The sequence below is a fragment of the Bacillus sp. JZ34 genome, from assembly GCF_053903205.1.
Map to the genome: position 1 here is coordinate 4,166,985 of NZ_CP096403.1, position 25,361 is coordinate 4,192,345.

A 25,361-nucleotide genomic window follows, 5' to 3' on the forward strand; every position below is an offset into this window, starting at 1 on the left:
TCCCTTTATCATGATTTGTTGAAGATCTTCCTCTCAAGAAACTGTGAACGCGTTACCAATTTACCTTTGGAGTTCTTCATATTTCTCCTCAACCACCATCTCCGGCATCTCGGGAACAGGATTCCCTTCCTCATCTGCCGAACATATCTTTTCATGGATGTCCTGATAAACGCCTTTACCAAAAGTTAATACGTCCATGAAATTACCCTGGGTCTGACTTGTGCACTCTATGCAATAATCCCATTCACCATTGAAAACCAAAAAAACAGCTTTCAGTTTTCCTCCCTTTGGCCGCCACCAGCAATTTAATATAACGAAAAAGTTCTTTTCCCAACAAAAAATTCCTATAAGCAGAGATCTTCACCTTAGAGGTTATGCTTAACCCGTCAACATCCTATTCAACATTAACAACTGCTGGGGTTACTTTTTTAAAGAATAAAACTCCGTCATACTGTTGAACCGGCTTGAAAGAAATACGCAAGCCTCCTCCCTCAAAAGCCTTCCACTTTTTTTCCCCCCACTTTGAAGCACATGGTATAAAAAAATTGGGATGGGGTGAATTGCTGAGCAACCACTCCATGTGCTTTTTGTTAACTTTTTTGATAGGATGATCGCCTCCTTGGTTGTCACCCATTCTTCCTTCTCCCGCGTAAAGACCAATAACAAAACTGTCCTCTTTCATAAATTCCGGAAGGTTTTCTACAAATGATCGATATGGTGAAAACCGATTGACGCTGCTTTGTTTTTTGATGTGAAGGTTGTGAGCCCAAATGATAAATTTCTCATCAGGATAAACATGCTGAGATAAAAATTCAAGATTCTTCGCCATTAATTCATCACGATATTCAAACAATTTTGAAAAACCTTTTGTAAAATTCGCCTTAAAATAATTGAGTCTGTTTTTCATCGTCTGTAACACGACATCACGAAGCATAGCAGAGGGGAAAGTCTGTTTTTCAAGCTCCCTTATCAGTCCTTGGCCTATTCTTTCAATTTCTTCTACTGTTTTCCTAAAACGCCGCTTTAACATATAATCTTTATCGAGCATCTCATTTGTACGCGTATCAAATGTTACAAACGTTTTCCTGAGATCCCCTGTCAAATGCGAACGCATGTAGGAGGAAAAGTGCTTATCCATGCTCTGCTGAACATCAACGCCTGTTAAATACAAAGGCTGCCGCTGTTGAGTTTCCTTCATATACTCAAACAAATCAAGCATAAATTCGTTTTGCCAAACTTTCCCGATGGAACCGGACATATTTTCTTTGGCACTAAGTTCTTCTGAAAGATAATTTCCTATGCTGCAATCTCCCAATTCACTTTCGAAAGCAAGAATACGAAATCCTAATTCCTGATGCAGATATTTGATCAAGCTTGCCTTCGCCTCAATATATTCTTTGACGCAATGGCTGCTTTCACCAAGAAATACAAATCTTTTATTTCGCAATATCTCTTTTAAGGAGCCGAATTTGTAACCATCAATCCCCCCAATATTAATCGACTCATCTCTTATTTCATCAAATAAATCATTCACTGTTTTAGCCTCCTCCCACAATCGCTTGGTCATTGTTTGAATTGTACAATTTGGTGTAAAACCCTTGGTTGCGAATCAATTGTAAATGGTTGCCCATCTCTTGAATCTCTCCGTCTTTTAGCACTAATATGAGATCTGCATCCTTAATCGTACTTAGCCTGTGAGCTATGACAATGCGCGTGCACTGATTGAACATCTAAATGAACCGGCCGAAAAAAGGTGTGAAAACCCTGCGCCAGCAAATGTTTTATTTACGAATCTTGACCAGCTGCCGCTCCTCAAAATAAAACATGCCTGCAATTTCATCGATGTATTTCTTTTTATCCAGCTTGACATGCTTGCCCAGCTGAAGAGCTTTTAGATCAATGAAAAAGTCCAAACGGTCGTCTTTTTCTCTGTCTTCCTCACCGTCCCAGCAAGAGTAAACTTCAATATCTTCGCCATCGGCAATATTTGAATTGATATAGCTGAATAGCGCCCTTATGCCATTCCCGGGTCTATGCAAACAGCCGGTTGCCTCATACACAAACGGCTTGCTGAATTTTGTTTTGATCATTTCATACCCTTGATCAAGCTCAGCGATGCTAATCAAACCTTCTTTTGTTTGGTCCCGGAAACTTCCCAACGGAAGCTTCTGATCGGCTGCAATAAAATGATGGAGTGTCAACTGTCTTCCCTCTTCTTTCCGGTATAAAAAAGAACCCTATTAAAGGGTTCTGCAAATCGCTCATTTTTCCTGCTCAGCAGTTGTTTCCGTCAAGGTCGCACTGCAAGCCGGCAGCAGGCTTTTGTTTGCTTTCTTTTTCAATCACCTGTTCAAACACTTCCCTTGCGGCGGCCCCGGCGATCCGTTCATTGCCAATGATAAATGTCGGAACGGCCGTAATGCCTACTTCTTCGTAAGCGTGTTGGAGCGCCTTCCGCTGCACGTCCTGATATGTTCTGGAGCTTAAAGCTTCTTTAAAAGCCTGCTCATCCAGTCCGGCTTCTTTAGCCAGCGCTGTTAATACGTCGATGTCGCCAATATTTTGATCTTCCTGGAAAAAGGCTTGATAAACCCGGTCATTGTACGCTTTCGCTTTACCGTGTTCTTTTGCAAAGTGATAGCCTTCATGAGCCAAATCTGTATAAGGATGCGGTGAGACGTTTGGCAGCTTCATGTTGACGTCCCAAGCCTCGATTCGCGGCTTAATGGCGCCGTCCCACATTGCCAATTTGGACGGGTCGTTTAACGGATCAAGCTGCTCAGATGGACGCGGCCTCAGTTCGAATGGCAGCCACTCGACTTCCACATCTTTGCCTTCGATCGCTTTTTCGAATTGGTCTTTTCCGAGGAAACAGAATGGACAGACATAATCGGAATATACTTTAATATTTATCGTCATGTTTTTTCTTCCTTTCTTATATGCAATCAACTATATGTAACAATAATAGTTACAATTATCTCTCCTGTCAATCTTTTTAGCATGAAGCTAAAATCGGCAATGATCGGGAACTTTCTGCTGTGTATATCGTAATATGATGAGTTACAGCTTGCGCCATCCACTTCTTTGACATTATATCGATAAGGAGTTTATCAAATGAAAACAGAAAACAACAATAGCATGAAACCGTTTTTCACCATGATTCTCACATCCGGCGTCCCCAGGCTGGCTTTAACCGTCGGTTTGGCCGCAAGCCTCGTCACTACATTGGTCGGCCTGTCCATTCCACTGTTGACAAGGGAAATGGTTGACGGCTTTTCCGTCCATTCGATCAATCTGGCCTTAGCGGGAATCCTTGCGCTCGTTTTTATTGTTCAAGCGGTCTGCGACGGGTTTTCGACCTATTTTCTTTCCTATGCCGGGCAAAAAGTGGTCGCTTCCCTGCGCGAGCGTATGTGGTTCAAGCTGCTGCGCCTGCCTGTCCGCTACTTTGACGAAAAGACGAGCGGTGAAACCGTCAGCCGTGTTGTCAATGACACCGGCATTGTTGAAAGCTTGATTTCCGACCATTTTCCGCAGTTTGTTTCCGGCATCATCACCATTGTCGGATCGGTGATCATTTTGCTGATCATGGATTGGAAAATGACACTGCTCATGCTGATCTCCGTTCCGATCACGACCTTCATCATGATCCCGCTCGGCATGAAAATGCAGCGCATCTCCAAAACGCTGCAGGATGAAACAGCTTCCTTCACCGGACATGTCCAGCAGACATTAAGCGAAATCAGATTAATGAAAGCATCAAACGCCGAGCATACAGAAAAAATGAAAGGGCTATCAGGCATTTCGAAGCTCTTTCAATACGGACTCAAGGAAGCCCGTATATTTGCGCTTGTCTCCCCGTTTATGCACCTTGTCATTATGATTGTGATCGTCGCCATCATCGGCTACGGCGGCATCCGCGTCTCTGAGGGGACGATGTCGGCAGGTTCACTGATCGCCTTTTTGCTTTATCTGTTTCAAATCATCTTCCCGATCACATCGTTCACAATGTTTTTCACTCAGCTGCAAAAAGCAAAAGGGGCAACAGAGCGGATCATCGAGATTTTGCATACTGAAGAGGAAGAGGGCCAGGAAGGACTTGAGATGGACATCTCCAATCTGCCGATACGCGTCGAGAATGTATCTTTCTCTTATGGCGATGACGAGCCTGTCTTGCGGGAGGTATCTTTTGACGTCGATCCCGGGCAGATGATTGCATTTGTCGGTCCGAGCGGCGGCGGAAAAACGACGATGTTCGGCCTCTTGGAACGATTTTACGAACCGGACTCAGGGGTCATTAATATCGGGGAAACACCGATCAACAAGCTGTCGATGAAATCGTGGCGCAGCCAGATCGGCTACGTATCTCAAGACAGCCCGATGATGTCCGGCACCATCCGTGAGAACTTATGCTATGGCTTGGACTACGCCGACAGCATTGACGATCCAGAACTGTGGAAAGTCGCGGAAATGGCTTATGCCGACACATTTATTAAACAATTTCCAGAGCAGCTTGATACGGAAGTCGGCGAACGCGGCGTCAAGCTGTCCGGCGGACAAAGACAGCGGATCGCCATCGCCCGCGCCTTCCTGCGCGACCCGAAAATTTTAATGATGGACGAAGCGACAGCCAGCCTCGACAGCCAATCAGAAGCCATCGTCCAGCAGGCGCTCGCCCGCCTCATGGAAGGCCGCACCACCTTCGTCATCGCCCACCGGCTATCGACAATCGTGAACGCGGACCAAATTATATTTATCGAAAAAGGCGAGATCACAGGGCGGGGGCGGCACCACGAGCTGATTGCTTCGCATGCGCTGTATCGTGAGTTTGCTGAGCGGCAGTTGACTTAGTTTCAGAAATATAAAAGGGTGTCCCGAATGAGGATTCGGGACACTTTAAAAAATAAAAAATCACACAAAAGCGGTCAAATATTCTCCTTTAGTCATTAAAATGAACTTATCTTTTGTATTATCCCTTTCTCGATAGAATCGGTAATTCTACCAGTACCTCCCCAGAGTTGTTGGCATTATTTCTAAACTTCATTCTTCCATTATGCTGCTTGATTACCTTTTCGGTAAACGTTAATCCTAATCCATAATGGCTGTTATTAGTCCGTCCAAAGTTTTCAGTGTAAAAAAGTTCAGTACCTTTTTTTAGAGCTTCTTCCGAAAAACCGGGTCCTTGATCGATGATAACAAATTGAATACGGTCTTTATCCTGCTTGACGATCATTTGCACTTTTTCATGCGGCGGCGTTCTTTCTATTCCGTTTAATACAATATTATTTATTGCTCGAATAAGCAGGATTACGTCTATATAAAGGGTAGTAGCCTCTTTATGTGTCCAATCTTCGACAATGATATTATTACCCAAGCTTTTAACTTCGGCTTCCAGCTTGCACAAGAAATCGGTTACAGATACTTCTTCCATATTCGTATTGTCTTGTTTGTTGTCCAGGTTGATATCGATAACTTCCTGAATGTATCCTTCAATCTGCTGTATAGAATTCTTAATGTCGCTAAAATTTTCCTTAGCATCCTCATCTCCCATTGTCTCCAAAAGTTCTATATTCCCTTTTATCACAGTCAGTGGAATTTTTATATCGTGGATTAAATAACTGATCTGTTCTGACTTTGAATTGGTAATCTCAATTTCCTTCTGAATGGATTTAACAAGTGCTTCCGATAAACTCTCCATTGCGCCCATTACATCTTTGTACTCATTAAATCGAACTCGCGGAAATTCGATATTTAAGTCTCTTTCTTTTATTTTACGGGCTACTTGGATAAGCTTTTGGTTTTCTTGGACAATAATTCGAGAAAAACTTCTTATATTCCAAACTAAATAAACACAATAAATTAAAATTGAAAAAACTGATATCCATACGCCAGGGTTCGGAAATACCTTTCTTAATTCAATATTTGCAAACTGGATTTTCAAGCTATAATGAATCAAAATGCTTTCATATCGACTGTCATATCTTATAAAAGAGCTCATTCTATCCTTACTAGGATACAGATAAGCTTCTATTGATCTTTGTTTATTTCTGGAACTCATATTACTCTTTACAATTTTGTTTGTTTGCTTATTAAAAATAGTATAATCCAGTTCTGGAGGAATGATGCTGGGATCAATATAATTGGCATTTTCAACTTTACTCTGTATTTTTTCCGCTTTTTTTATCGGTTCATTTGCCGGAAGGAAAAAATGATGATTAATTCCCCAAGTCACGAATCCAATATTCAGGGTCAAAATAAACAAACCTGCAAAACCTAATTTTGTAATCCATTTAACAAAATAAACCGATAACGTATTCTTTATTCCCATATATACCCTACACCCCAGACCGTACCGATAGGGGCTAAATTGAACTGGGCAATTTTTTTCCTTATCACTCTGATATGTTCAACAACCGTTGAAATTTGAGAATCGCTTTCTATTGAATAGACAGACTCATAAATATCTTCTTTGGAAAAGATTTTCCCCTTGTGTAATGCAAGCAGTTCACAAATTTTGTATTGAGTTTTAGTAAAGTTTACTTCCTCCCCTTTCACCATTACTTTTTTTGCTTCCAAATCAATAAGGATGTCACCATCGATAAATACACTTTTAGTATCCTTTTTCGGCCTTGCTTCCCGCCTTAAATGGGCCTCAATACGCGCATTCACTTCATGAATGCTGAATGGCTTTACAATATAATCATCTCCGCCAATGGATAAACCTTTAATTATTGAAGATTCATCACTTTTGGCAGTCATAAAGATGATCGGTATATCAATTAAAGATCTAATCTTCTCACAAATTTTAAATCCATCTTCATCTGGCATCATGACATCTAATAAAATGAGATTATATTTATTTAACTCCTCTATCGTGATATCTTTAATACTTTGCAAAGTTGTAACCTCATGTTTTTTTATACTCAACATTTTCCTGACCAGTCTTAGAATTGCAGCGTCATCATCAACCGCCAAGATTTTGGCCAAATTGAACCACCCTTTAATCGTTTGTTTTTTTTCCGGACCACCTATTTATCCAAACGATACTTAGAAGAATTATTCCTGTAGTCATAATTAAAAAAGAATAACCTCCCATTACAAGTGTAGAATTTCCAACCGGTTTTGGACCTGTCATTTTCAAATAATCCATTACATATTCACCGAATCGGTTTGCCCAAGCCCAAGGCAGGAGCCACCAGATTTTATCTCCTATTGTGGTCAAGCACAGAGCTGCGATAATCACTCCTCCAAACCCACATATACTGCACATTCCTATCCCATAATTATAACCAACGAATTGATAGAAGAAATATTGAAAGATGGAAGTTCCTGCAAAAATTATACCTGTTAAATAGTAGAGAGTAAAGTTAACTTCACCTACTCCAATCAGGTGCTTCAGAGCTAGGGTATAGATTGATATCGTTAAAAACATCGCAGCAAAATAAGAGAATATCATCATTGTTGTTTGACTTGTGAATGAAACGGTTCTGCTCTGAATTAATCCAAGTATATTTTGAAAATGGCCTGCCTCGTTTTCAGAATCGGCCACCAGCCCACAAATAATCGAAATGATGACCGGTGTACCTACTCCAATTAATTCGAAAAAAATGATATAGCTTGCTTCCGGACCTACGGGTACATTCCTGAATAAGAAGTACATCACCAAAATACCAGATAAAACGAGCGGAATGCTTAAGTGTAATAATGAAAATATACTTCGCTTTCTTTTTTTACATTCGCCAAGAAAACATCTATAAAATTGCAGCATTATTTCACCTCAAGTTTATTAAAAGACCTAACAGTAATCAATGTCAGTATGAAAAAAAATGTAAGGCTTAAAACAAGAGCAGTCGGAATAACTGAATAGCTCAGAAGTTCATCATTTTGCGGCAAAGAGATTCCATTAGAGTGTAGCTTCGTTAAAGGCATTTGCACTCTTAAATGCCAGCTGTATGGAACAAACCACCAATCTCCCGTAGGAGCAAAAACTGCACCTAAATTTAAATTAAGCATGCTATTCAACAGTAAGGTGATAAAAAGATTCGTTTTTCTAGAAAGCCACAAGCAAAACGGGATCTGCCATAGTGAAGCTATAAACATTAAGGTAACCGCTAAAATACAAGAAGAAAGTGAAACCAAATATGGACTTGTATTAACCAGCAAACTTGTTAGGATTATAAAAGTTATTAACAGAAGAGACCCTAGCCCCATTAATCCAGTTGTAAATAAAACTCTGCTTATTTCCTTTTTTTGAAGATCTATTGGTAAGCCAATAATCGTTTTAAAATTTGTCGATTTTTTTTCGAGATTATTTAAAAGCCCAGTGGAAAGGGCTACGAACACGGATAGCCATAATATTCCCCAATGATTAATGATCGTTTCTACACTCAGCCTTACGATATCCGGGCCGCCTAGAAAATTAAAACCTAGTGCAAGAATGGAACATATTAGGGGTATCACCAACAACATTTTTCTAATCATTGTTCTTTTTGTTTTTATCATTTCTGATTTTAAATATAAATACATTCGGTAACCTCCTATTGGGCTCTATGCTTTCGTACAACATCTGTAAATAGATTTTCTAAGTTATCATATGAATGATATTTACCTTCATAGCCGAGTATTCCATTGCTGATAATGCCGATATCATCAGCTAAATGTTCAACTTCCGATAACAAGTGGCTGGATAAAAGAACGGTCATTCCTTGCTTCGGAAATGAAGCGATCAATTCTCTTAATTCTTGAATCCCAATAGGATCCAATCCATTAGTAGGCTCATCTAATATTAATAGCTTGGGACGATTCAAAATGGCAAGGGCAATGCCAAGTCGTTGTTTCATTCCCATAGAAAAATTCATCACTTTTTTACTTCCCGTATTTGTTAACCCAACAACTTGAAGAACCTCCTGAATTCGCTCTTTTGGCAGGCCAAGAATCGTATTTATCACCTCAAGATTTTCTATAGCAGTTAAATTCCCATAAAGCGGAGCATTTTCAATTAAAGATCCGATATAAATCAAATCTTTCCTTGTCCACTGATTTCCATTGAAAATTACCTCTCCTGATGTTTGTTTGAGCAAACCGGATATTATTTTTAGCGTCGTTGACTTACCTGCCCCGTTGGGACCCAAAAGGCCGTAAACAGTGTTCTTTCTTACATTAATTGATACACCGTTTAAAATGGTCGATTTTTTGTATTTTTTGGTTAAGTGCCTCGTTTGCAAGATATACTCATTGCTCATCTTCAAATAACTCCTTTTCGTCTTTATAAATAGAGTTTAGCAATAAAAAATCAAGACTCCATCAATATCGAAAAAAACAGATGATTGATCAGTTAATCTGTTCAACCATCTGTTTAAGATGTTTTTTAAAGTTCCTGTAAATGAAGCATCTTTCTTCGAACTCTCTGGCCATATAATGTTTGGTATGCGTAAACATATAGTTTATTTTCGAAATCGCGGTCAATCTCAAATAACCTATTAAAAGTCAAGTGAATGATGCTCCCCATAATGTTAATGAAATCACTCGTATGTTTATTGCTTCTGTTAATATGTTCTCTATAGACATTAATACTTTTGCTCCTATATTCTAGGATATCAATAATTTGTTTTAGGTCTTCTCTTTTTTTAGCCTTTTCCCAATTGTTATAAGAATCTAGTTCATTGATGAAATCAAACTTCGGATACAACTTTATTACTCTCAGATTATTTCATACTAGGCGAGAACTTGCTCCACAGTGATAGTAAAGTGTTACTAGTATGCAGGTTAATTTCTGCTATGGATGTTCATGGCTTCTGTCGAATCGTATTTATAGAAATAAAGTATTTTAAAGATAAAGAAGCTATCCAAATAAGATCGAAGCTGGATGTCCACCCTTGGGAAGTCTTTAAAACTCAGGTTTATAAAAATATAAATGAAAGTATTTTAGCCTGTTTAGAATTTCTTGATGGGGTGAATACTTCCAACTATTCAATTAAAATAAATGTAAAACACGTCAGTCCTATCTCATCCTTTTATCTCAAATTGCAAAGGAGGTCATCCACATGAACTTTCAACTCAAGGAAGCAATCGAAATCCTGGAACGCACACCACAAACGCTGAGTCAGCTGCTGACCGGATTATCAAGTCCCTGGATCAGCTGCAATGAAGGCGAAGACACGTGGAACGCCTTTGATGTCGTCGGCCATCTGATTGAAGGAGAAAAAAACAATTGGTTACCGCGCATCAAATTGATCGTGACAAAAGGAGCAACGGAACCTTTTCCGCCGTTCGACCGCTTCAGCCAGTTGAATCAAAACGACGGAAAAACGATGGAACAGTTGCTTAACGAGTTTGCAGACATCAGACGGGCGAATCTGGAAGCATTGCGGCAGATCATTGATCCTGAAACCGACTTCGAACAAACGGGAATGCACCCTGAGTTTGGAATCGTCAAGCTGAGAGAACAGATCTCAACATGGGTTGCCCACGACCTCACTCACATCTCGCAAATCGCAAGAGTGCTGGCAAAACGGTATCAGGACGATGTCGGACCTTGGAAGGCTTATTTGCGGATTTTAGCGGACTAAATAAAAAACATCCGCTCGTTTTACAACGGGCGGATGTTAGATCTTTCGGCTCCTCACAACATCACCTGTCAGCACAGGTAAGATATGAGGAATGAACCCATTGAATCTTCAACACCAATCAAGGCAACGTATTATGAGCTGATTTCTCTTACAGATCCTGCTTTCCGTTTGTAATGCGAACTGAAAGTCACCAAAACAACAACAATCGCAAGTGTAACCTCCAATGCCCCAAACCATGTAATAGAAGCGAGCGATATTTTTTCCACAAAAACTCCTCCGATGCCTGCACCTACGGCCATGGCGAATTGCATCATCGATTGATTGATGCCGAGCAATACACCTGACAATTCCGGTTCGAGCGTCGCTAAGTGATATTGCTGTGTCGGGCCGGTAGACCATGCGGCAAACGACCATAATATGAGAATCAACAGTACTCCGACATAGGAATGGGTGACAAGCGACAGTAAAATCAGTGCGATGATATGCAGTGCCATCCCGCCAACGAGTGTAAAGGGAACGCCCCATTTATCGGTGCTATATCCGCCAAACTTCGATCCAACCAAGCTGGCGATTCCAAATATAAGCAAAAAGCCGCTAAGCAAATTGCCGCTTATCCCTGAAACGGTCTGAAGATAAGGAGACAGATAAGTATATGCAACGGAATACCCTCCGAGCCAGAAAAAAGTGATTGATAACCCCATTGCTACTTTCCGGTTCTTTAAAAGAGAAAGCTGTTGAAGCAAAGGAACAGGCTTATCGCCTTCGGTATGCGGCAAGATTAAGAATATAACAATCATTGCGATGAATCCCAGTAAAGCAATTCCTCCAAATACAGACTTCCAGCCTAATGCTTCTGCCGTCATTCTTCCGAGTGGAACACCTATGATCAGAGAAGCGGTAAACCCCATGATCACTGTAGCAATTGCACTGCCCTGCTTACCCGCCGGAGCTATTTTGGCGGCAATCGTTAATGCCGTGACCACAACCATGCCTGCCCCCAATGCCATAATGACCCGCGCTGCAACAAACCAGCCATAGCCAGGCAGGGTAAAGGCCAGAATATTTCCGATCACAAACAAAGCGAGAGCATACATCATTAACTTGCGCCTATCCATACTTGCCGTCAATGCCATGAGAACCGGTGTGAAAACTGCATACACAAGTGAAAAGATCGTAATCAGCTGGCCCGCGGCAGCTAAAGTTATTCCGAGTGTTTGGGCGATCTGATCCAAAATCCCGGAAATAATGTACTCTGAGGTCCCTACCAAAAAACTGATGATCGCTAAAATATAAATTTTCCAAGCACTAAACATCATCGTTCGCTCCTTCTTCGCTTTATACATTTACATATCACGAAATAACGATATGTAAATCAAAAAATAAACACATCGGAATATGTCGATATGTATGGTGTAAAAATAAACATCATCTAGAGATGTTTATTTTTTGAATGCTCATATCTCTGTTTTAAGAAAGTCAGCAAGCTTTCTGATGGCCTCTTCGTCTCTTTTGTAGTACGTATACTTTCCGATTCGTTCCGCCTTAATCAAGCCGGCTCTTAAAAGAATGGCGAGATATTGAGAAGCCGTTGATTGCGTCATTTTCAATTTGTCTGTGATTTGGCTGACACATACCCCGATTGTGTTCATATCAATCCCTTCATGGGGTTCAAAATGACGATCAGGCTCCTTCAGCCATTGCAAAATTTGCAGCCTTGATTCATTTGATAAAGCTTTGAAAACTTCAATAGGTTCCATACCAATCATTATATCTTCATATCGCAAATTGTCAATATGTTATATGCCCGTTTATTTTTTCTTCGGGTAATTGAAATATTGTGAAAGAGGATTAAAAAAACTTCCACCATTGCTTTTTGGAAAAGACAGCAACATATATTTCTTTATAAACTCACTCATAACATGTGATGATACAACGGTAATTTTTACTTCTTGAACGACACATTCCCTACCTTTTTACCGTTGGCGTTTGACATGAATACCAACACGCATACGTTGGTAGATCGAAAAATAATTGTTAGTTGCCATACTTATATAAGTTTGCAATAGCACCACACTTTGGACGGAGTGAAGGATAAGATAATATGTCTAACAAAAAGCGATACCCTCTTCCAAATCGAGAATTATAAAATTTGGTGTATTGAGTATATTCTAGTTCTTTATATTATTGTAGATATCAACTCCGAAAATTAACAGAACTCCAGTTCCCGCAGCCCACATAACTATACTGACAGTTTGCCAAACGATGATCCTTTTTTTATTTGCTTTCGCTATTATACATACCAATGCTCCAATGTGATTTGTTCCTATTATAGGACCCAAAAGTGAGATCCCGGGAACTCCGTACTTATTGAAGTATGACTTTGCTTTTTGAAAACGTCTGTTAATGTAATGATCAGTGTTATTCTTTTCTTTTTTGGAAAACCAAGATCTCATAAAAGAAGAAAATACTATTACAGCCATAACAGACAGCCAGTTAGCGGTAGCCCCCACTAAAACTACGAGAATAAATGGTAGGCCTAAAAGTATTCCGATTGGTACAGCTACGAAAGCCTCAAGGAAAGGCACAAATCCAATTATAAATACTGCTATAAATTGATAAATAATATTGACTTCTTCTACCCTTTGGAAAATTTCTTGAACCAAAACTAAAACCTCCGTAAATAAGCTTTATACACAGAAAGTGGGAGCGCCAATTTTTTTCTTTAGCCATTGGGTGTACTCTTTTTCAATTAATCATTCTTGTAACTTTGACATATAAGCAAAAGCATTTTTAAGAAAGGCTCTTTCTTCTTCCGTGAAGGGATTGAGTATATTAGGTTCATTATATTGAACCGTTGATTCTATTTCTGCTGTATCAATCTTTAATAACGTTCTGTTAGAAATATCTACCAACTGTTTGATAAATTTTAATGCTTCATCGGATTCAGGATTTGTTTCGTTTGCTATAAGTTCCTTCAAATCCATAAACAATGAAAAGTACTCTTTATCTAAATTAGCTCTTTCACTGCTTCTAAAATTGTGAATAGAACCTTTAGCTTGACTATATTCATTAAAATTTTCCTCTTCAAAAAGAATAGAGTGAATAATAAAGCTGAATAATTTTATATCTACCTTTTCATACCCTGAGATAATAGTTTTCATATGATCCAACTGATCAATCGTTTGACGAATTCTTTCTTGTTCTGCAATAAGTTCTCTTTTTTTGAATGAAATTGAATAGCTAAGTTGCTGTTCTTCTATAAATTGCGATTTTAATAAATCTGCGATGTCTTTAAGTGAAAAGCCTATGAATTTAAGAGATTGTATTTGTTGTAAACGTGAGAGTTCATCAAGGCTATAAAGTCGGTGTCCTCCTTCTTTGTAGTCGGTTGGTATTAGCAAACCAATTTTATCGTAATACCTAAGTGTTCTTATAGAAACTCCTGTTCGTTTAGCCAATTGTCCGATTGTCAACATATTATTTGACATGCGAATACCTCTTTTCTATATTTTCATCTTTACTTTTAATGTAAGGAATGGCTGGATAATAATATGGTTTTTGAAAAGCTATTCGAATAATAGCATACATGATTATTAATGTTTCTATAGCCAATATAACGTACTTAACCCATGAAGGCAGAAAACTACCAATTACAAACAATGGGAAAATCGTCAAATGAAAGTTAAGTGCTTTGCGACTTGATTCACCGTAATATAAGTCTTTCTTTCTTGAAATTAAAAACATAATAAGGGGAGGTATAACACCAAGAATAAGTGAAATTCCAAGCATTAATTGTACTGAAAAGATTGCTTTTTTTGATGGCTCTTCATCCATTTTAGTCACCTTTCCTATCTATTCTTCAATATAAGTGTAAAAGGTGACGTGAGTAGAGTATCAAGAAAATTTCAGTACAAAAAATCGTTGCCATTCAGGTAATTTTTGTGTATATTGTACATATTGTATATATTGTGTATAAATAAAAGAGGTTTTGAAATGAAAATTATAATTTCGAATCGTTCAAAGCAACCCATTTATGAACAAATTTACACCCAAATTAAGGATCATATTCTTGCCGATGAATTGAAGCCTGGACAGCCGCTGCCTTCTATGCGCCAATTGGCAAAAGATCTAAATGTCAGCCTTATTACGTCAAAGCGCGCCTATGAAGAACTTGAGAAAAATGCCTTCATTTATTCCGTAGTCGGGAAAGGCTCTTTTGTATCAGATCAGAATAACGAAATGATGAAAGAAGGAAAAATGAAAGCAATTGAAGAGCAGTTGACAGCAGCGATAAAAAACAGCAAAGACATTGGCGTTCCCCTTACAGAATTAAAAGATTTGCTTACCATTTTATATCAGGAGGAAGAATGATGGACAATGTAATTGAACTCCGGCATGTTCATAAATCGTTCGATGGTTTTCAACTAAAGGACTTTTCAATGAATGTAAAAAAAGGTTTTGTCACCGGATTTATCGGCGGAAATGGCGTGGGGAAATCGACAACGATTAAACTGATCATGAACTTATTGCAGCCTGACAGCGGAACGATTACGGTATTTGGCTTGAATTACAAGGAGCATGAGAAAGAAATCAAACAACGAATTGGCTTTGTATTTGATTCGAACATATTTTATGAACATTTAACATTGACTGAAATGAAAGATATTGTGAAAAGATCCTATGTCAATTGGGATGAACAAGTATTCAATGATTATGTGAACACATTTAACTTGCCGCTCACTAAAAAAATCAAGACGTTCTCAAAAGGGATGATGATGAAAGCATCATTAGCCGTCGCTTTGTCCCATCATGCGGAACTAATTATTATGGATGAACCGACGGCCGGACTGGACCCGATTTTCCGCCGTGAGCTGTTGGAAATCTTGCATCAGCTCATGCAAGATGGGGATAAGACGATCTTTTTTTCAACTCATATAACAACTGATTTAGATAAGATTGCAGATTATATCACGTTCATTCATAAAGGAGAGCATATCTTTACAAAGGACTTTTACGAGATTGAAGAACAATATGCAATTGTAAAAGGCGGCATGGAGTTGTTGGACCGGGAAACCGAACAGGAGTTTATAGCGGTTCGAAAATCAACTCATGGATTTGAAGCATTGACTGCGAATAAATCACGAACAGAAAACATTTTTGGGGATATGGTGTTAATTGAAAAACCGACTCTGGAAGATATTATGTTTTATACGAAGAAAGGAGCTAAAGAGCATGTTCAACTTAATACGTAAGGACATTGTCTTGCAGAAAAAAACATTGGCAGTTTTATTTTTGGGGTTATGTGTTTATTTAACATTAGATGCTTCCCCCATCTGGGTTGGAATTGCATTTAGTATTGCTATTTTTATGAATACCATGTCAATAGATGAAAAGCCTTCTATACATATGCTTCTCAATTCTTTGCCTTATACACGAAAGGAAATTGTCAGTTCAAAGTATATTGTCGTCGTTCTCTTTACATGTATGGTGGCTGCGGCCATATTGATCGTAAACTTTATCATTCACCGGGAACTTACGATCTGGAAAGACATTTTGCTAATGGTCGCCATTGTGATGACAGCTGCTTCATTCATGCTGCCATTCTGTTATAAATTCAAAAGTAACTATTTGTTGATTGCTTCTATTGTTGCATTTGGCTTGTATATGCTAACGGTTAATTTTGTTGTCCAAAATTTGAACGATCAAATTAGAGAGTTGATTCACATGCTGCTATCCTTACAAAATGCTCTGCTGTATCTGATCGTTGCCATATCAATTATTACGCTATACGGGTGTTCATGGCTTCTGTCGATTCGGATTTATAGAAATAAGGTGTTTTAAAAAGGATGAGGCTTTTTCTTTCATTGACACCGCTTCATGTTCATCTGCGGATAAAAAACTGCACCGTCACACTTTTCGTCAGGTTGTTACGGTGCAGCGTATGATGGCGATGATGCAGACCAAAGCTGCTTGCAACCGCCTATTCCTGCTCAATAAACGAATACTTTTCTGGATCGGCCAATACATAAAAAAGTCCGAAGAACATCTTCCATCCACGAACCGGACTTCCGCATCTAAACTTTAAAGCTTCTCCTTCATCTAACGTAAACCTCAAAGTTTGGCTTACACACCAATCAATTTTCACTTGGATCTCATGTTCGCCAGGCTCCAAATCAATTCGCAGCCTCCCGCCATCTTTGATTTTCCCAGCCTCGACACCATCAATCAGCACTGAGAATTTTCTCATTTTATTCATCAACTGCGATGTTCTGTTGACTTCAATGTACGTCTCGTTGTTCATGGTTACACATCCTTTCAATTATAATCTAGCGCACTTTCAGACTACCAGAGTTCGATTTTTGATAAGACTTATTTCTCTTTCAAACACAAAAATACCCCTCCAGATCATCCAATCCAAGAGGGGTACAAACTATTATTTCAAACGTCGCCTTACTCCACCGTCACACTCTTCGCCAAGTTCCGTGGCTTATCAACGTCACAGCCGCGGTGCAGCGCTGCGTAGTATGCGATTAGCTGCAGCGGGATGACGGAGACGAGCGGTGCGAGCTCCGGATGCACTTCAGGCAGGACGAAGCGGTCGTCTGCTTCTTCCAGGCCTTTCAAGGAGATCACGCAAGGGTTGGCGCCGCGGGCTGTCACTTCTTTGACATTTCCACGGATGCTTAAATTGACGTGCTCCTGTGTCGCAAGGGCAATGACTGGTGTGCCGTCTTCGATCAATGCGATTGTACCGTGCTTCAATTCACCGCCGGCGAAGCCTTCAGCTTGAATGTAAGAAATCTCTTTCAGCTTCAGGGATCCTTCGAGGCAGACGAAATAGTCGAGGCCGCGGCCGATGAAGAAAGCATTGCGTGTTACTGTCAAATATTCGCGCGCGATCATTTCCATTTCGTCTTTCTGGTCGCAAAGGGCTTCCATCGCGTTTCCGATGATGCCGAGCTCTTTAACAAGATCAAAGCCGAGTGCTTTGCCGCGGGTTTCCGCAGTCACAGCTGCCAAAATAGCGAGAACTGCGATTTGCGCCGTATATGCTTTTGTTGACGCTACCGCGATTTCCGGGCCGGCATTCAGTAAAAGCGTGTAGTCCGCTTCACGGGAAAGCGTGGATCCCGGTACGTTGGTCAATGTCAGCGCTTTGTGTCCGAGCTTTTTCACCTGTACGAGAACCGCGCGGCTGTCAGCCGTTTCTCCGCTTTGAGAAATAAAGATAAACAGCGGCTTCTCAGAAAGCAATGGCATATTGTAAGAGAATTCGCTTGCGACATGGACTTCAGCCGGAACTTTCGCCCATGTTTCGATAAATTGTTTGCCGACAAGACCGGCATGATAGCTCGTTCCGCAGGCGATGATATAGACGCGATCCGCTTCTGCAACAGCATTTGCAATGTCTCCAGGAATGGAAAGCTTGCCGTTTTCATCTTGGTACGTCTGAATGATTTTCCGCATGACAAGTGGCTGTTCATCGATTTCTTTTAACATGTAGTGAGGGTATGTGCCTTTTTCGATATCGCTCGCATCAAGCTCTGCAATATATGAGGCACGTGACATCAATTCTCCGTCAAGGTTTTTAATCACAACTTTTTTGTCTGTGACAATCACCATTTCTTTATCCATAAGCTCCACGTATTCGTTTGTCACTTGAAGCATCGCCATCGCGTCAGACGCGATCACATTGAAATTGTCTCCAAGGCCGACAAGAAGCGGGCTTTTATTTTTCGCAACATAGATTGTTTCTTTGTTTTCATGATCGAATAATGCAATCGCATAAGAGCCTTTGAGCAGCATAAGCGTTTGGCGGAACGCTTCTTCCGTGTCAAGACCGTTATTGACGAATTGCTCGATCACTTGAACGACAACCTCTGTATCCGTATCACTTTTAAGGGTTACATCTTGTAAATATTCGCGCGTCAGCTGAACATAGTTTTCGATGACGCCGTTATGAACAAGTGTAAATCGGCCTGATGCGCTTTGATGCGGGTGAGCGTTTAGACGGCTCGGTTCCCCGTGAGTCGCCCAGCGTGTGTGTCCGATTCCCGCTTGCGATATCACATTTGCATCAACGACTTCGCGAAGATCGGCAATCCGTCCTTTTTCTTTAAACACGTGTACGCCGTCTTCGTTCGCTACAGCGATTCCAGCTGAATCGTAGCCGCGATACTCCAGCTTTTCCAAACCTTTAAGTAAAATTTCCTTTGCATCAAGCTGGCCAATATAACCTACAATACCACACATAATTTTCTTCCTCCTAAAGTCGCAGGCAGGAGACGAAGAAAGTCTGCTTATCAGGCGGGGACATTCTTCGTCCCCTCCTACATGTTTTTTATGGAAGATCATGCGATTTCCCTTTGTTCAAAGAGTCGCCTCTTTGGTTTGAGGAAATCCTTGCGGCTGTGATCTTGTGGTCAGCCGGGAGGCATCCGCCGAAAATTCGATAAACCTCCATCCTCGTCAACTAAGCTGTTTCATCCGCACGCTTAGTCCGGGCGCTATAACTATAAAAAATGGTTCTGCCCTGCCTTTCCTTTTAAATTAAACAAGACAAGCTGATTTTACTATACACTAAAGGAACCGTCAAACATTTTTCAAAATGGTTCACATTTTTTCCAAGATTGAACGGTTCCCTTTATCTTATGTCAAATCAGCATGTCTCGTTCGTCAGTCTTCTGCGGAAAATCACTCCGCTCCCATTTCAGCTTTCACGACATCTGCAATGCGGCCTACGTATTTCTCGCAAAGCTCCTTCGTTTTCGCCTCAGCCATAACACGGACAAGCGGCTCGGTGCCGGACGGGCGCACAAGGATGCGGCCGTCACCGTTCATTTCCTTCTCAACCTCTTCGATGACAGCTTTTACCTTTTCGTTCTCCGCTACTTTATGTTTATCGGTTACTTTCACGTTCAAGAGGAGCTGCGGAAACTTCTGCATCTCTGCCGCAAGCTCTGACAAAGACTTACCTGTCATTTTGATCGTGTTCATCAGCATGATCGCAGAAAGCAGGCCGTCGCCTGTCGTATTGTAATCAAGGAAAATCAGATGTCCCGACTGTTCTCCGCCGAAAGTAAACCCGTCCTTTTTCATCGCTTCCACTACATAGCGGTCGCCGACAGCTGTCTGAACGCTTTTAATGCCTTCCGCTTCAAGCGCTTTGTAAAAGCCGAGGTTGCTCATCACCGTAGAGACAACTGTATTGTCCGCCAGGCGCCCCTCGCTCTTCAAGTACTTCGAACATATGTACATGATTTGATCGCCGTCTACGATATTCCCCTTTTCGTCAACAGCGATCAAGCGGTCACCATCCCCGTCAAACGCCATGCCGACGTCAGCTCCCTTTTCTTTCACAAATTCGGCCAGGGCTTCAGGGTGGGTCGAGCCGACTCCGTCATTGATGTTTAATCCGTTCGGAGAAGTCCCCATCGTCGATACATCTGCGTCAAGATCGGCAAACAGGTGGGTCGCCAGCGAAGATGTCGCCCCGTGCGCACAGTCAAGTGCGACATGAATGCCTGTGAAGTCTTCATCAGCAGACTGCTTAAGAAACTGCAAATATTTCTGTCCGCCTTCAAAGTAGTCGTTCACCATACCCAGATCAGCGCCTACAGGCCTTGGCAGGTGATCTTCAGGCTGATCCATCAGACGCTCGATTTCAAGCTCCTGCTCATCGGAAAGCTTAAATCCGTCGCCGCCGAAAAACTTAATTCCATTGTCTTCGACAGGGTTGTGGGAAGCTGAAATCATTACGCCCGCTTCCGCGTCCATAGCCTTCGTCAAATATGCGACGCCGGGCGTCGAAATCACGCCGAGACGCATGACTTCTGCTCCTATCGAAAGAAGGCCCGCAACAAGGGCACCTTCCAGCATATGCCCGGAAATGCGCGTATCACGGCCGATCAGCACCTTGGGGCGCTCCTTATCTTTTGTTAGGACATATCCGCCAAAGCGTCCGACTTTAAAGGCCAGCTCGGGTGTAAGTTCACTGTTTGCCACGCCTCTTACACCGTCTGTACCAAAATACTTGCCCATTAATATCGCTCCTTTTTGATTCATGAAGGTTGTGAATCCTTTTCAGAATGATTCTCTTCTTCTTCATTCTGACCATTATTTTTTTCGTTTTGGGTTGTTTGAGATGAGATTTTCACTCGAATGCTCTGCCGCGGCAGCGACCATGTCATGTTCTGCGGTCCGTTTACTTCCAGCTTCACGTTATGCTCGCCGTCATCGAGATCCGCCACATTGACATAGAGCTCGACGTCGGAAGGCTGGAGTTTTTCGATCGCGGCTGTCGAGCCCTTTGCCGTGATATCCAGCTTGCCTGACTTCGGATCGAGAAATTCAAGATCCCGGCTGTCATTCAGCCCCGCGGTTTTAATTGAAACGTTCTTCAGTTTTTTCTCTTCTTCCTTGTCAACTTTCACCTTGATTTTCACTTTTTCGGGTGACACTTTTTTAGCGCCGTCCGGCACTTTAATGTTGGCTTCCAACTCAGTGTCATCTTTCATTTTACTTAAATCAACCTCATCGGCCTCGACAAATTCTAACGAATCAAGAACATTTTGCGGCCCGTAGACGGTTACCTCTCCCGGACTGATATCGAGGCTGGAAATGCTGATACCGTCCGGAAGGCTCCCTTTCCGGTCAACTTTGACGGGAATCTTTTTGCTAGGGCTTGTCACGGGAACGGTGATTTTAACGACGGATGGACTGACTTCAACCGGAAGAACATTTCCGTCCCTGTCGTACACTGTTAGCTTGGCTTCTTTTTCAACCGTCTGGTCGACGCCCTCTAAATTGATCGTCGCCTTGATGTTTTGGATTCTGTCGATCACGGCTTTTGAGCCGGTGACGCTGACGTTTTTCGGGTTGATAATCGGCAGCTCCGGCGTGTAGCCGTCTTTCATTTTGTTTTTATTATAAAAATCAACCTCGACCGGGAATTCCTTCGTCGTTTTTTCTTCGATGGTCACGGTTGTCACCGATGGATTGATGGTCAGAGTGAGGCCTTCGGCAACATTTCTGGCCTTCAGCTCGACTTTGTGCCTGCCTGTTTTCAGATGCTGCATATCGGCATAAATCTCAAAATCCTTCACTTGTCTGACCTTCTTGACGGTTCCTGTCGGGCCTTTAATCGTGACATTCACCGTCTGCGGCACGCCTGTTACGACGTAGTTTTCATCATCATAAAACGATTTGACCGGTATATCGGTGAGCGTCGCTTCGTCTGTCGTCGATGTCGGGAAAAACGATTCACCTGGTTTCTTCGGAGTCGGCGCTTGAGCGCTGTGGACCGCAAAGTAAAGAAGAAACGCGAATAATAATGCGACTACTTTGACAGCCCAGGGATTGTTTAAGAACTTATCCATTTTTCTTCGCCCTCCAATACCAGCGATTTGAGGAAGTTTCTCGCGAATTTTTCTTGAATTCCGCTTCAAGCATGTTTTTCAATGCCTCTTCCGATAAATCACGGTGAAGGTCTCCGTTTTTGGCGACGCTGATGCCGCCCGTTTCTTCGGATACGACAACCGTCAGACTGTCGGTCACTTCACTGATTCCCACTGCTGCTCTGTGCCTCGTCCCAAGCTCTTTTGAAATAAAAGGGCTTTCAGAAAGCGGAAGGTAGCAGGCGGCTGCAGCAACCTCATCATTTTTCATAATTACGGCGCCGTCATGAAGCGGTGTATTCGGAATAAAGATGTTGATCAATAGCTCAGAGCTGACCTTTGCATTTAAAGGGATCCCCGTTTCTATGTAATCGCCCATTCCCGTCTCCCGTTCAATCGTCAGAAGCGCGCCAATCCGGCGTTTCGCCATATATTTAATCGCTTTTGTAATCGCATCAATCGTTTTCTGCTGCTGCTCTTCCTCAGGTGTTCCGCTCCTCGAAAAAAAGCGCCCCCGCCCCAGCTGTTCCAGCGCTCTCCTCAATTCAGGCTGGAAGATGATAATGATCGCCAGGAACCCCCATGTGATCGCCTGGTCAACCAGCCACTGCAGGGTGCTTAATCCTAAATATTGACTGGCCAGCCTGACGAGAACAATGACCACGATTCCCTTTAAAAGCTGAACCGCCTTTGTCCCGCGGATGACCATCATTAATTTATATATTACGTACCAAACAAGGAGAATATCAACGGCATCGCCGAGGTACTGCAAGAAAGGGATATCCTCAAAAGCCATTTCCTCGTCCTCCAAGAATTCAGTCATTAGTAAGGTTAATATGTTTCAAAATGGTATGATCTATTATTTTTACATATACAGACGCTATTATAGCACAAATTGATTTTCCAAGTGAAATGGCGGCCCCTCATAAAAAAAGAGCAAAGCTCATTCGCCCGCTTTGCTCTACTCTTTAGACTCCTTCATGTCAAAAACCGATTTTCCGGTCGATTTAATCTTATACCACATCCAGTCGAACACTTCGTTGATCTCATGGATCTGACCAGTGACTTGTCCTGCTGAAGCCGTATATTTTTCGCCATTAACAATCGTGACATCGCCGTCGACTTTGCCTTCTATAATCAGCTTTCCGTTTTTCACGGTCACATCGCCTTTGACAACTTTGCCTTCAGGTACGATGACCGTGTTGTTTTTCACTACGAGATTGGGCTGGCTGGATACGCTGAAATCCTGATCGTTTTTCCAGCTGGAGAAAAAGCTGCCGCCCATCAAAATGATAAACAAAGCTGCCGCCACTAAAAACGGATGGGCTTTAAGCCACCTGTTGATCGATGCCGTTCGCTTTTCCTTCGGCAGATTCGCCAGCACATCGGCTGTAAAGTTCGCCGGAGCTGTAAGATGTGACGTGCTCTGGACAAGAGCGATGGATTTTTCCATTTCATGAAGGTGCTTTTTGCAGTCTTCGCATGATTGGAGGTGCTCTTTTAATTGCGATTCATCTTCCGGTAGTATGTCTCCGTCAAGGTATTTATGCATAAGCTGAACAATATGCTCCGGACAGCTCATTTCATCACCCCACTTAAAGATCCCTTAATTGTTTTCTGAGAGCCTCTCTGCCCCTGTGTATCCTCGTTTTCACCGTACCTACGGGAATATTAAGGATTTCACTGATCTCAATGAGTGAGAGCTCATCAATGTACTTTAATACGATGACCGTCCTGTATTTATCGGGAAGCCTTAAGATTTTTTCCTGGATGGTGCTGTGCAGCTCCAAAGAAACCACTTCATCCTCTGGAAGCGCAACATCCGCCGCAACCTGGGAATACATCGTCAGTCCTTCAGTCCCCGCCACCTCTGCATCCAAGTAATAGTCCGGCTTTTTTTTACGGATACGATCGATGGTCAAATTGGTTGCGATTCGATAAAGCCATGTGGAAAATTTCCGGTTGATATCAAAACTGTCGATATTCACGTATGCTCTGATAAACGCTTCCTGCGCAATATCTTCCGCCTCATGCGCATTGCCGAGCATACGGTAGCAAAGCTGATAAATTTTGTCTTTGTAAATATCCACGATGTCTGCAAATGCATTACGATCGCCTTTTTTCACCTGTTTGATTCTTTTTTTAATCATTGTTTCCATATTTATCTAACCTCTGCCTTCACCGGTCTTTATGTATACGAATTGATTTTTATAAGGTTTCATTAAATTCATAAAAATAGTTTATCAAATTTTTGGCAGGGTGTAGATGCTTTGACAGGGATCATGCGCTTAATATTAGCTTAAAATTATTATACAATCTAAATATTATGAAGTTGAGACTTTTTTATAAAAAAAAGCAGCCTAAGGCCGCTCTTCAACCGCATCTAAAGCAGCTTTTCGCCAAACAGCGACCCCATTAAGGCGACTGCCGCTTCAGCCGTCCTGTTTTTCTCATCCAATATCGGGTTGACTTCGACAAACTCAGCGGACGTAATCAGCTTCGATTCTTCCAGCATTTCCATCGCCAGGTGGCTTTCCCTGTAGCTGATGCCTCCCGCTACCGGGGTTCCGACACCCGGGGCATCGTTCGGATCAAGCGCGTCTAAATCGAGCGACAGATGGACACCGTCCGTTCTGCCGCGCAAATAGTCTATCGTTTCTTCCATCACCCTCGTCATACCGAGGCGGTCGATTTCATGCATTGTATACACTTTGATCCCTTTGTCGCGAATCAATTCTTTTTCCCCGTCATCAAGTGACCTCGCACCGATGATGACGATGTTCTCCGCTTTAATTTTCGTTTCTTTTCCATAGATGCCTGTCAGCCCTTCATGGCCGATCCCCAGGCTGATGGCGAGCGGCATGCCGTGAATATTGCCTGAAGGAGACGTTTCTTTCGTATTTAAATCAGCATGGGCATCATACCAGATCACACCCAGGTTTTGATAATGCTTCACAAGTCCGGCCAGCGTTCCGATCGCTATACTGTGGTCACCTCCCAGCACGAGCGGAAAAGCACCTGAAGCCACGATCTTATCAACGGTCTCAGCAAGTTTTGCACTCGCTTTTGTAATCGCTTTCAAGTTTCTCAGCTCTTCAGATGCCGGCTCCCCGCCTTCTTTCTCATCCTCTCTTTGCCCGATTGTCATATCGCCGAGGTCTTCAATATCCTGACAAAGGCTTTCCAACCGTTCATTAACACCGGCACAGCGAATCGCGCTCGGTCCCATATCGACTCCCCGCCTCAGCTGACCGAGATCCATCGGTACGCCGATCATTGAAATCTGCTGTTTTAACATATGATATCCCCCTTTCAGACCTTCATTGTACCTTCCAATTCGGAATTGACTCAACAAGACATTTTTTTGAATAGTTATACAAAAAAGACAAAATAAAAA

At 41.9% G+C, this 25,361-nt stretch carries 28 protein-coding genes and 1 pseudogene; 5 read left to right on the forward strand and 24 right to left on the reverse strand.

The features are described from left to right. Nucleotides 1-60 precede the first annotated feature (60 nt). The 5 genes and pseudogenes from M1D90_RS21035 to M1D90_RS21055 form a co-directional block, all read right to left on the reverse strand. Nucleotides 61-198, reverse strand: a complete 138-nt coding sequence (locus M1D90_RS21035) for a hypothetical protein (protein ID WP_153247060.1) — start codon at nucleotides 196-198, stop codon at nucleotides 61-63. A gap of 196 nt (nucleotides 199-394) precedes the next feature. Beyond that, complete coding sequence (locus tag M1D90_RS21040; RefSeq protein WP_256164208.1) at nucleotides 395-1,534, reverse strand: erythromycin esterase family protein; 1,140 nt, start codon at nucleotides 1,532-1,534, stop codon at nucleotides 395-397. A gap of 4 nt (nucleotides 1,535-1,538) precedes the next feature. Next, nucleotides 1,539-1,715 (reverse strand): annotated as a pseudogene (locus M1D90_RS21045) (hypothetical protein); the annotation flags it as partial. Between the two features lie 66 nt (nucleotides 1,716-1,781). Further along, the gene (locus M1D90_RS21050; RefSeq protein ID WP_456283043.1) at nucleotides 1,782-2,201 is read right to left on the reverse strand and encodes a hypothetical protein; all 420 of its coding nucleotides are present in this window, start codon (nucleotides 2,199-2,201) and stop codon (nucleotides 1,782-1,784) included. A gap of 73 nt (nucleotides 2,202-2,274) precedes the next feature. Then, nucleotides 2,275-2,919: a DsbA family oxidoreductase gene (locus M1D90_RS21055; protein WP_456283044.1), complete on the reverse strand. Its 645-nt coding sequence runs from the start codon at nucleotides 2,917-2,919 to the stop codon at nucleotides 2,275-2,277. Nucleotides 2,920-3,114: 195 nt separating this feature from the next. Here M1D90_RS21055 and M1D90_RS21060 point away from each other — a divergent pair, with 195 nt between their 5' ends. Further along, nucleotides 3,115-4,851, forward strand: a complete 1,737-nt coding sequence (locus tag M1D90_RS21060) for an ABC transporter ATP-binding protein (RefSeq protein ID WP_144497537.1) — start codon at nucleotides 3,115-3,117, stop codon at nucleotides 4,849-4,851. A gap of 118 nt (nucleotides 4,852-4,969) precedes the next feature. Here the strand turns inward: M1D90_RS21060 and M1D90_RS21065 are convergent, their stop codons facing one another. From M1D90_RS21065 to M1D90_RS21090, 6 genes are all read right to left on the reverse strand, one after another. Beyond that, the gene (locus M1D90_RS21065; protein WP_065643410.1) at nucleotides 4,970-6,328 is read right to left on the reverse strand and encodes a sensor histidine kinase; all 1,359 of its coding nucleotides are present in this window, start codon (nucleotides 6,326-6,328) and stop codon (nucleotides 4,970-4,972) included. Beyond that, on the reverse strand, nucleotides 6,319-6,987 hold the full coding sequence (locus M1D90_RS21070) for a response regulator transcription factor (RefSeq protein WP_065643411.1): 669 nt from the start codon (nucleotides 6,985-6,987) through the stop codon (nucleotides 6,319-6,321). The genes M1D90_RS21065 and M1D90_RS21070 overlap by 10 nt, the downstream gene beginning before the upstream one ends. A gap of 13 nt (nucleotides 6,988-7,000) precedes the next feature. Further along, complete coding sequence (locus M1D90_RS21075) at nucleotides 7,001-7,768, reverse strand: lantibiotic immunity ABC transporter MutG family permease subunit (protein ID WP_065643412.1); 768 nt, start codon at nucleotides 7,766-7,768, stop codon at nucleotides 7,001-7,003. After that, a complete protein-coding gene (locus M1D90_RS21080; protein ID WP_065643413.1) occupies nucleotides 7,768-8,526 on the reverse strand; it encodes a lantibiotic immunity ABC transporter MutE/EpiE family permease subunit in 759 nt (252 codons plus the stop codon). The genes M1D90_RS21075 and M1D90_RS21080 overlap by 1 nt, the downstream gene beginning before the upstream one ends. An 11-nt stretch (nucleotides 8,527-8,537) precedes the next feature. Further along, nucleotides 8,538-9,242, reverse strand: a complete 705-nt coding sequence (locus M1D90_RS21085; RefSeq protein WP_065643414.1) for a lantibiotic protection ABC transporter ATP-binding protein — start codon at nucleotides 9,240-9,242, stop codon at nucleotides 8,538-8,540. Nucleotides 9,243-9,367: 125 nt separating this feature from the next. After that, entirely contained in the window at nucleotides 9,368-9,688 is a 321-nt protein-coding gene (locus tag M1D90_RS21090; protein ID WP_065643415.1) for a lantibiotic dehydratase C-terminal domain-containing protein, read from the reverse strand. A 355-nt stretch (nucleotides 9,689-10,043) separates the two neighbouring features. On the opposite strand from M1D90_RS21090, the gene M1D90_RS21095 reads away from it, so the two are divergent. After that, the gene (locus M1D90_RS21095) at nucleotides 10,044-10,568 is read left to right on the forward strand and encodes a DinB family protein (RefSeq protein ID WP_065643417.1); all 525 of its coding nucleotides are present in this window, start codon (nucleotides 10,044-10,046) and stop codon (nucleotides 10,566-10,568) included. 131 nt (nucleotides 10,569-10,699) lie between these two features. Here the strand turns inward: M1D90_RS21095 and M1D90_RS21100 are convergent, their stop codons facing one another. The 5 genes from M1D90_RS21100 to M1D90_RS21120 form a co-directional block, all read right to left on the reverse strand. Beyond that, nucleotides 10,700-11,881 (reverse strand): MFS transporter, encoded by a 1,182-nt coding sequence (locus M1D90_RS21100; protein WP_065643418.1) that lies wholly within the window; start codon nucleotides 11,879-11,881, stop codon nucleotides 10,700-10,702. A gap of 141 nt (nucleotides 11,882-12,022) precedes the next feature. Then, a complete protein-coding gene (locus M1D90_RS21105) occupies nucleotides 12,023-12,325 on the reverse strand; it encodes an ArsR/SmtB family transcription factor (RefSeq protein ID WP_025810872.1) in 303 nt (100 codons plus the stop codon). Nucleotides 12,326-12,736: 411 nt separating this feature from the next. Then, nucleotides 12,737-13,231 carry a small multi-drug export protein gene (locus M1D90_RS21110; protein WP_023857693.1) on the reverse strand — a complete coding sequence of 165 codons (495 nt, stop codon included), beginning with the start codon at nucleotides 13,229-13,231 and terminating at the stop codon, nucleotides 12,737-12,739. A 90-nt stretch (nucleotides 13,232-13,321) separates the two neighbouring features. After that, complete coding sequence (locus M1D90_RS21115; protein ID WP_023857692.1) at nucleotides 13,322-14,056, reverse strand: MerR family transcriptional regulator; 735 nt, start codon at nucleotides 14,054-14,056, stop codon at nucleotides 13,322-13,324. After that, nucleotides 14,046-14,402, reverse strand: a complete 357-nt coding sequence (locus M1D90_RS21120; protein ID WP_025810874.1) for a DUF4870 domain-containing protein — start codon at nucleotides 14,400-14,402, stop codon at nucleotides 14,046-14,048. The genes M1D90_RS21115 and M1D90_RS21120 overlap by 11 nt, the downstream gene beginning before the upstream one ends. Nucleotides 14,403-14,561: 159 nt before the next feature. Between M1D90_RS21120 and M1D90_RS21125 the strand changes: the two genes are divergently transcribed. Genes M1D90_RS21125 through M1D90_RS21135 form a run of 3 tightly spaced genes read left to right on the forward strand, consistent with a single transcriptional unit; the run spans nucleotide 14,562 to nucleotide 16,409 of the window. Further along, nucleotides 14,562-14,939, forward strand: a complete 378-nt coding sequence (locus M1D90_RS21125) for a GntR family transcriptional regulator (protein WP_023857690.1) — start codon at nucleotides 14,562-14,564, stop codon at nucleotides 14,937-14,939. Continuing rightward, complete coding sequence (locus M1D90_RS21130) at nucleotides 14,939-15,820, forward strand: ABC transporter ATP-binding protein (protein WP_023857689.1); 882 nt, start codon at nucleotides 14,939-14,941, stop codon at nucleotides 15,818-15,820. Before M1D90_RS21125 ends, M1D90_RS21130 begins: the two co-directional genes overlap by 1 nt. Continuing rightward, nucleotides 15,801-16,409, forward strand: a complete 609-nt coding sequence (locus M1D90_RS21135; protein ID WP_456283045.1) for an ABC-2 transporter permease — start codon at nucleotides 15,801-15,803, stop codon at nucleotides 16,407-16,409. The genes M1D90_RS21130 and M1D90_RS21135 overlap by 20 nt, the downstream gene beginning before the upstream one ends. 139 nt (nucleotides 16,410-16,548) lie before the next feature. Here M1D90_RS21135 and M1D90_RS21140 read toward each other — a convergent pair whose 3' ends face one another. The 8 genes from M1D90_RS21140 to rocF all read right to left on the reverse strand — a co-directional run bounded on the left by M1D90_RS21140 (nucleotide 16,549) and on the right by rocF (nucleotide 25,262). Next, on the reverse strand, nucleotides 16,549-16,869 hold the full coding sequence (locus tag M1D90_RS21140; protein ID WP_025810876.1) for a hypothetical protein: 321 nt from the start codon (nucleotides 16,867-16,869) through the stop codon (nucleotides 16,549-16,551). 149 nt (nucleotides 16,870-17,018) lie between these two features. Further along, complete coding sequence (gene glmS, locus M1D90_RS21145) at nucleotides 17,019-18,821, reverse strand: glutamine--fructose-6-phosphate transaminase (isomerizing) (RefSeq protein ID WP_023857686.1); 1,803 nt, start codon at nucleotides 18,819-18,821, stop codon at nucleotides 17,019-17,021. Between the two features lie 441 nt (nucleotides 18,822-19,262). Continuing rightward, nucleotides 19,263-20,609 (reverse strand): phosphoglucosamine mutase, encoded by a 1,347-nt coding sequence (glmM, locus tag M1D90_RS21150; RefSeq protein WP_023857685.1) that lies wholly within the window; start codon nucleotides 20,607-20,609, stop codon nucleotides 19,263-19,265. 20 nt (nucleotides 20,610-20,629) lie between these two features. Continuing rightward, nucleotides 20,630-21,946, reverse strand: a complete 1,317-nt coding sequence (locus M1D90_RS21155; RefSeq protein ID WP_025810877.1) for a CdaR family protein — start codon at nucleotides 21,944-21,946, stop codon at nucleotides 20,630-20,632. Further along, nucleotides 21,939-22,760 carry a diadenylate cyclase CdaA gene (gene cdaA, locus M1D90_RS21160; protein WP_003178443.1) on the reverse strand — a complete coding sequence of 274 codons (822 nt, stop codon included), beginning with the start codon at nucleotides 22,758-22,760 and terminating at the stop codon, nucleotides 21,939-21,941. Before cdaA ends, M1D90_RS21155 begins: the two co-directional genes overlap by 8 nt. 165 nt (nucleotides 22,761-22,925) lie before the next feature. Further along, nucleotides 22,926-23,546, reverse strand: coding sequence for an anti-sigma-W factor RsiW (gene rsiW / locus M1D90_RS21165; protein WP_023857683.1), 621 nt, complete (start codon nucleotides 23,544-23,546; stop codon nucleotides 22,926-22,928). A 13-nt stretch (nucleotides 23,547-23,559) separates the two neighbouring features. Next, nucleotides 23,560-24,123, reverse strand: a complete 564-nt coding sequence (sigW, locus tag M1D90_RS21170; RefSeq protein WP_003178438.1) for an RNA polymerase sigma factor SigW — start codon at nucleotides 24,121-24,123, stop codon at nucleotides 23,560-23,562. Nucleotides 24,124-24,347: 224 nt separating this feature from the next. After that, entirely contained in the window at nucleotides 24,348-25,262 is a 915-nt protein-coding gene (gene rocF, locus M1D90_RS21175) for an arginase (protein WP_025810878.1), read from the reverse strand. Nucleotides 25,263-25,361 lie beyond the last annotated feature (99 nt).

Coding starts and splice junctions, on each gene's coding strand:
- M1D90_RS21035 (WP_153247060.1), bottom strand. CDS start 198: ATGGACGTATTAACTTTTGGTAAAGGCGTTTATCAGGACATCCATGAA.
- M1D90_RS21055 (WP_456283044.1), bottom strand. CDS start 2,919: ATGACGATAAATATTAAAGTATATTCCGATTATGTCTGTCCATTCTGT.
- M1D90_RS21060 (WP_144497537.1), top strand. CDS start 3,115: ATGAAAACAGAAAACAACAATAGCATGAAACCGTTTTTCACCATGATT.
- M1D90_RS21065 (WP_065643410.1), bottom strand. CDS start 6,328: ATGGGAATAAAGAATACGTTATCGGTTTATTTTGTTAAATGGATTACA.
- M1D90_RS21075 (WP_065643412.1), bottom strand. CDS start 7,768: ATGCTGCAATTTTATAGATGTTTTCTTGGCGAATGTAAAAAAAGAAAG.
- M1D90_RS21080 (WP_065643413.1), bottom strand. CDS start 8,526: ATGTATTTATATTTAAAATCAGAAATGATAAAAACAAAAAGAACAATG.
- M1D90_RS21085 (WP_065643414.1), bottom strand. CDS start 9,242: ATGAGCAATGAGTATATCTTGCAAACGAGGCACTTAACCAAAAAATAC.
- M1D90_RS21095 (WP_065643417.1), top strand. CDS start 10,044: ATGAACTTTCAACTCAAGGAAGCAATCGAAATCCTGGAACGCACACCA.
- M1D90_RS21100 (WP_065643418.1), bottom strand. CDS start 11,881: ATGTTTAGTGCTTGGAAAATTTATATTTTAGCGATCATCAGTTTTTTG.
- M1D90_RS21105 (WP_025810872.1), bottom strand. CDS start 12,325: ATGGAACCTATTGAAGTTTTCAAAGCTTTATCAAATGAATCAAGGCTG.
- M1D90_RS21115 (WP_023857692.1), bottom strand. CDS start 14,056: ATGTCAAATAATATGTTGACAATCGGACAATTGGCTAAACGAACAGGA.
- M1D90_RS21120 (WP_025810874.1), bottom strand. CDS start 14,402: ATGGATGAAGAGCCATCAAAAAAAGCAATCTTTTCAGTACAATTAATG.
- M1D90_RS21125 (WP_023857690.1), top strand. CDS start 14,562: ATGAAAATTATAATTTCGAATCGTTCAAAGCAACCCATTTATGAACAA.
- M1D90_RS21130 (WP_023857689.1), top strand. CDS start 14,939: ATGGACAATGTAATTGAACTCCGGCATGTTCATAAATCGTTCGATGGT.
- M1D90_RS21135 (WP_456283045.1), top strand. CDS start 15,801: ATGTTCAACTTAATACGTAAGGACATTGTCTTGCAGAAAAAAACATTG.
- M1D90_RS21140 (WP_025810876.1), bottom strand. CDS start 16,869: ATGAACAACGAGACGTACATTGAAGTCAACAGAACATCGCAGTTGATG.
- glmS (WP_023857686.1), bottom strand. CDS start 18,821: ATGTGTGGTATTGTAGGTTATATTGGCCAGCTTGATGCAAAGGAAATT.
- glmM (WP_023857685.1), bottom strand. CDS start 20,609: ATGGGCAAGTATTTTGGTACAGACGGTGTAAGAGGCGTGGCAAACAGT.
- M1D90_RS21155 (WP_025810877.1), bottom strand. CDS start 21,946: ATGGATAAGTTCTTAAACAATCCCTGGGCTGTCAAAGTAGTCGCATTA.
- cdaA (WP_003178443.1), bottom strand. CDS start 22,760: ATGGCTTTTGAGGATATCCCTTTCTTGCAGTACCTCGGCGATGCCGTT.
- rsiW (WP_023857683.1), bottom strand. CDS start 23,546: ATGAGCTGTCCGGAGCATATTGTTCAGCTTATGCATAAATACCTTGAC.
- sigW (WP_003178438.1), bottom strand. CDS start 24,123: ATGGAAACAATGATTAAAAAAAGAATCAAACAGGTGAAAAAAGGCGAT.
- rocF (WP_025810878.1), bottom strand. CDS start 25,262: ATGTTAAAACAGCAGATTTCAATGATCGGCGTACCGATGGATCTCGGT.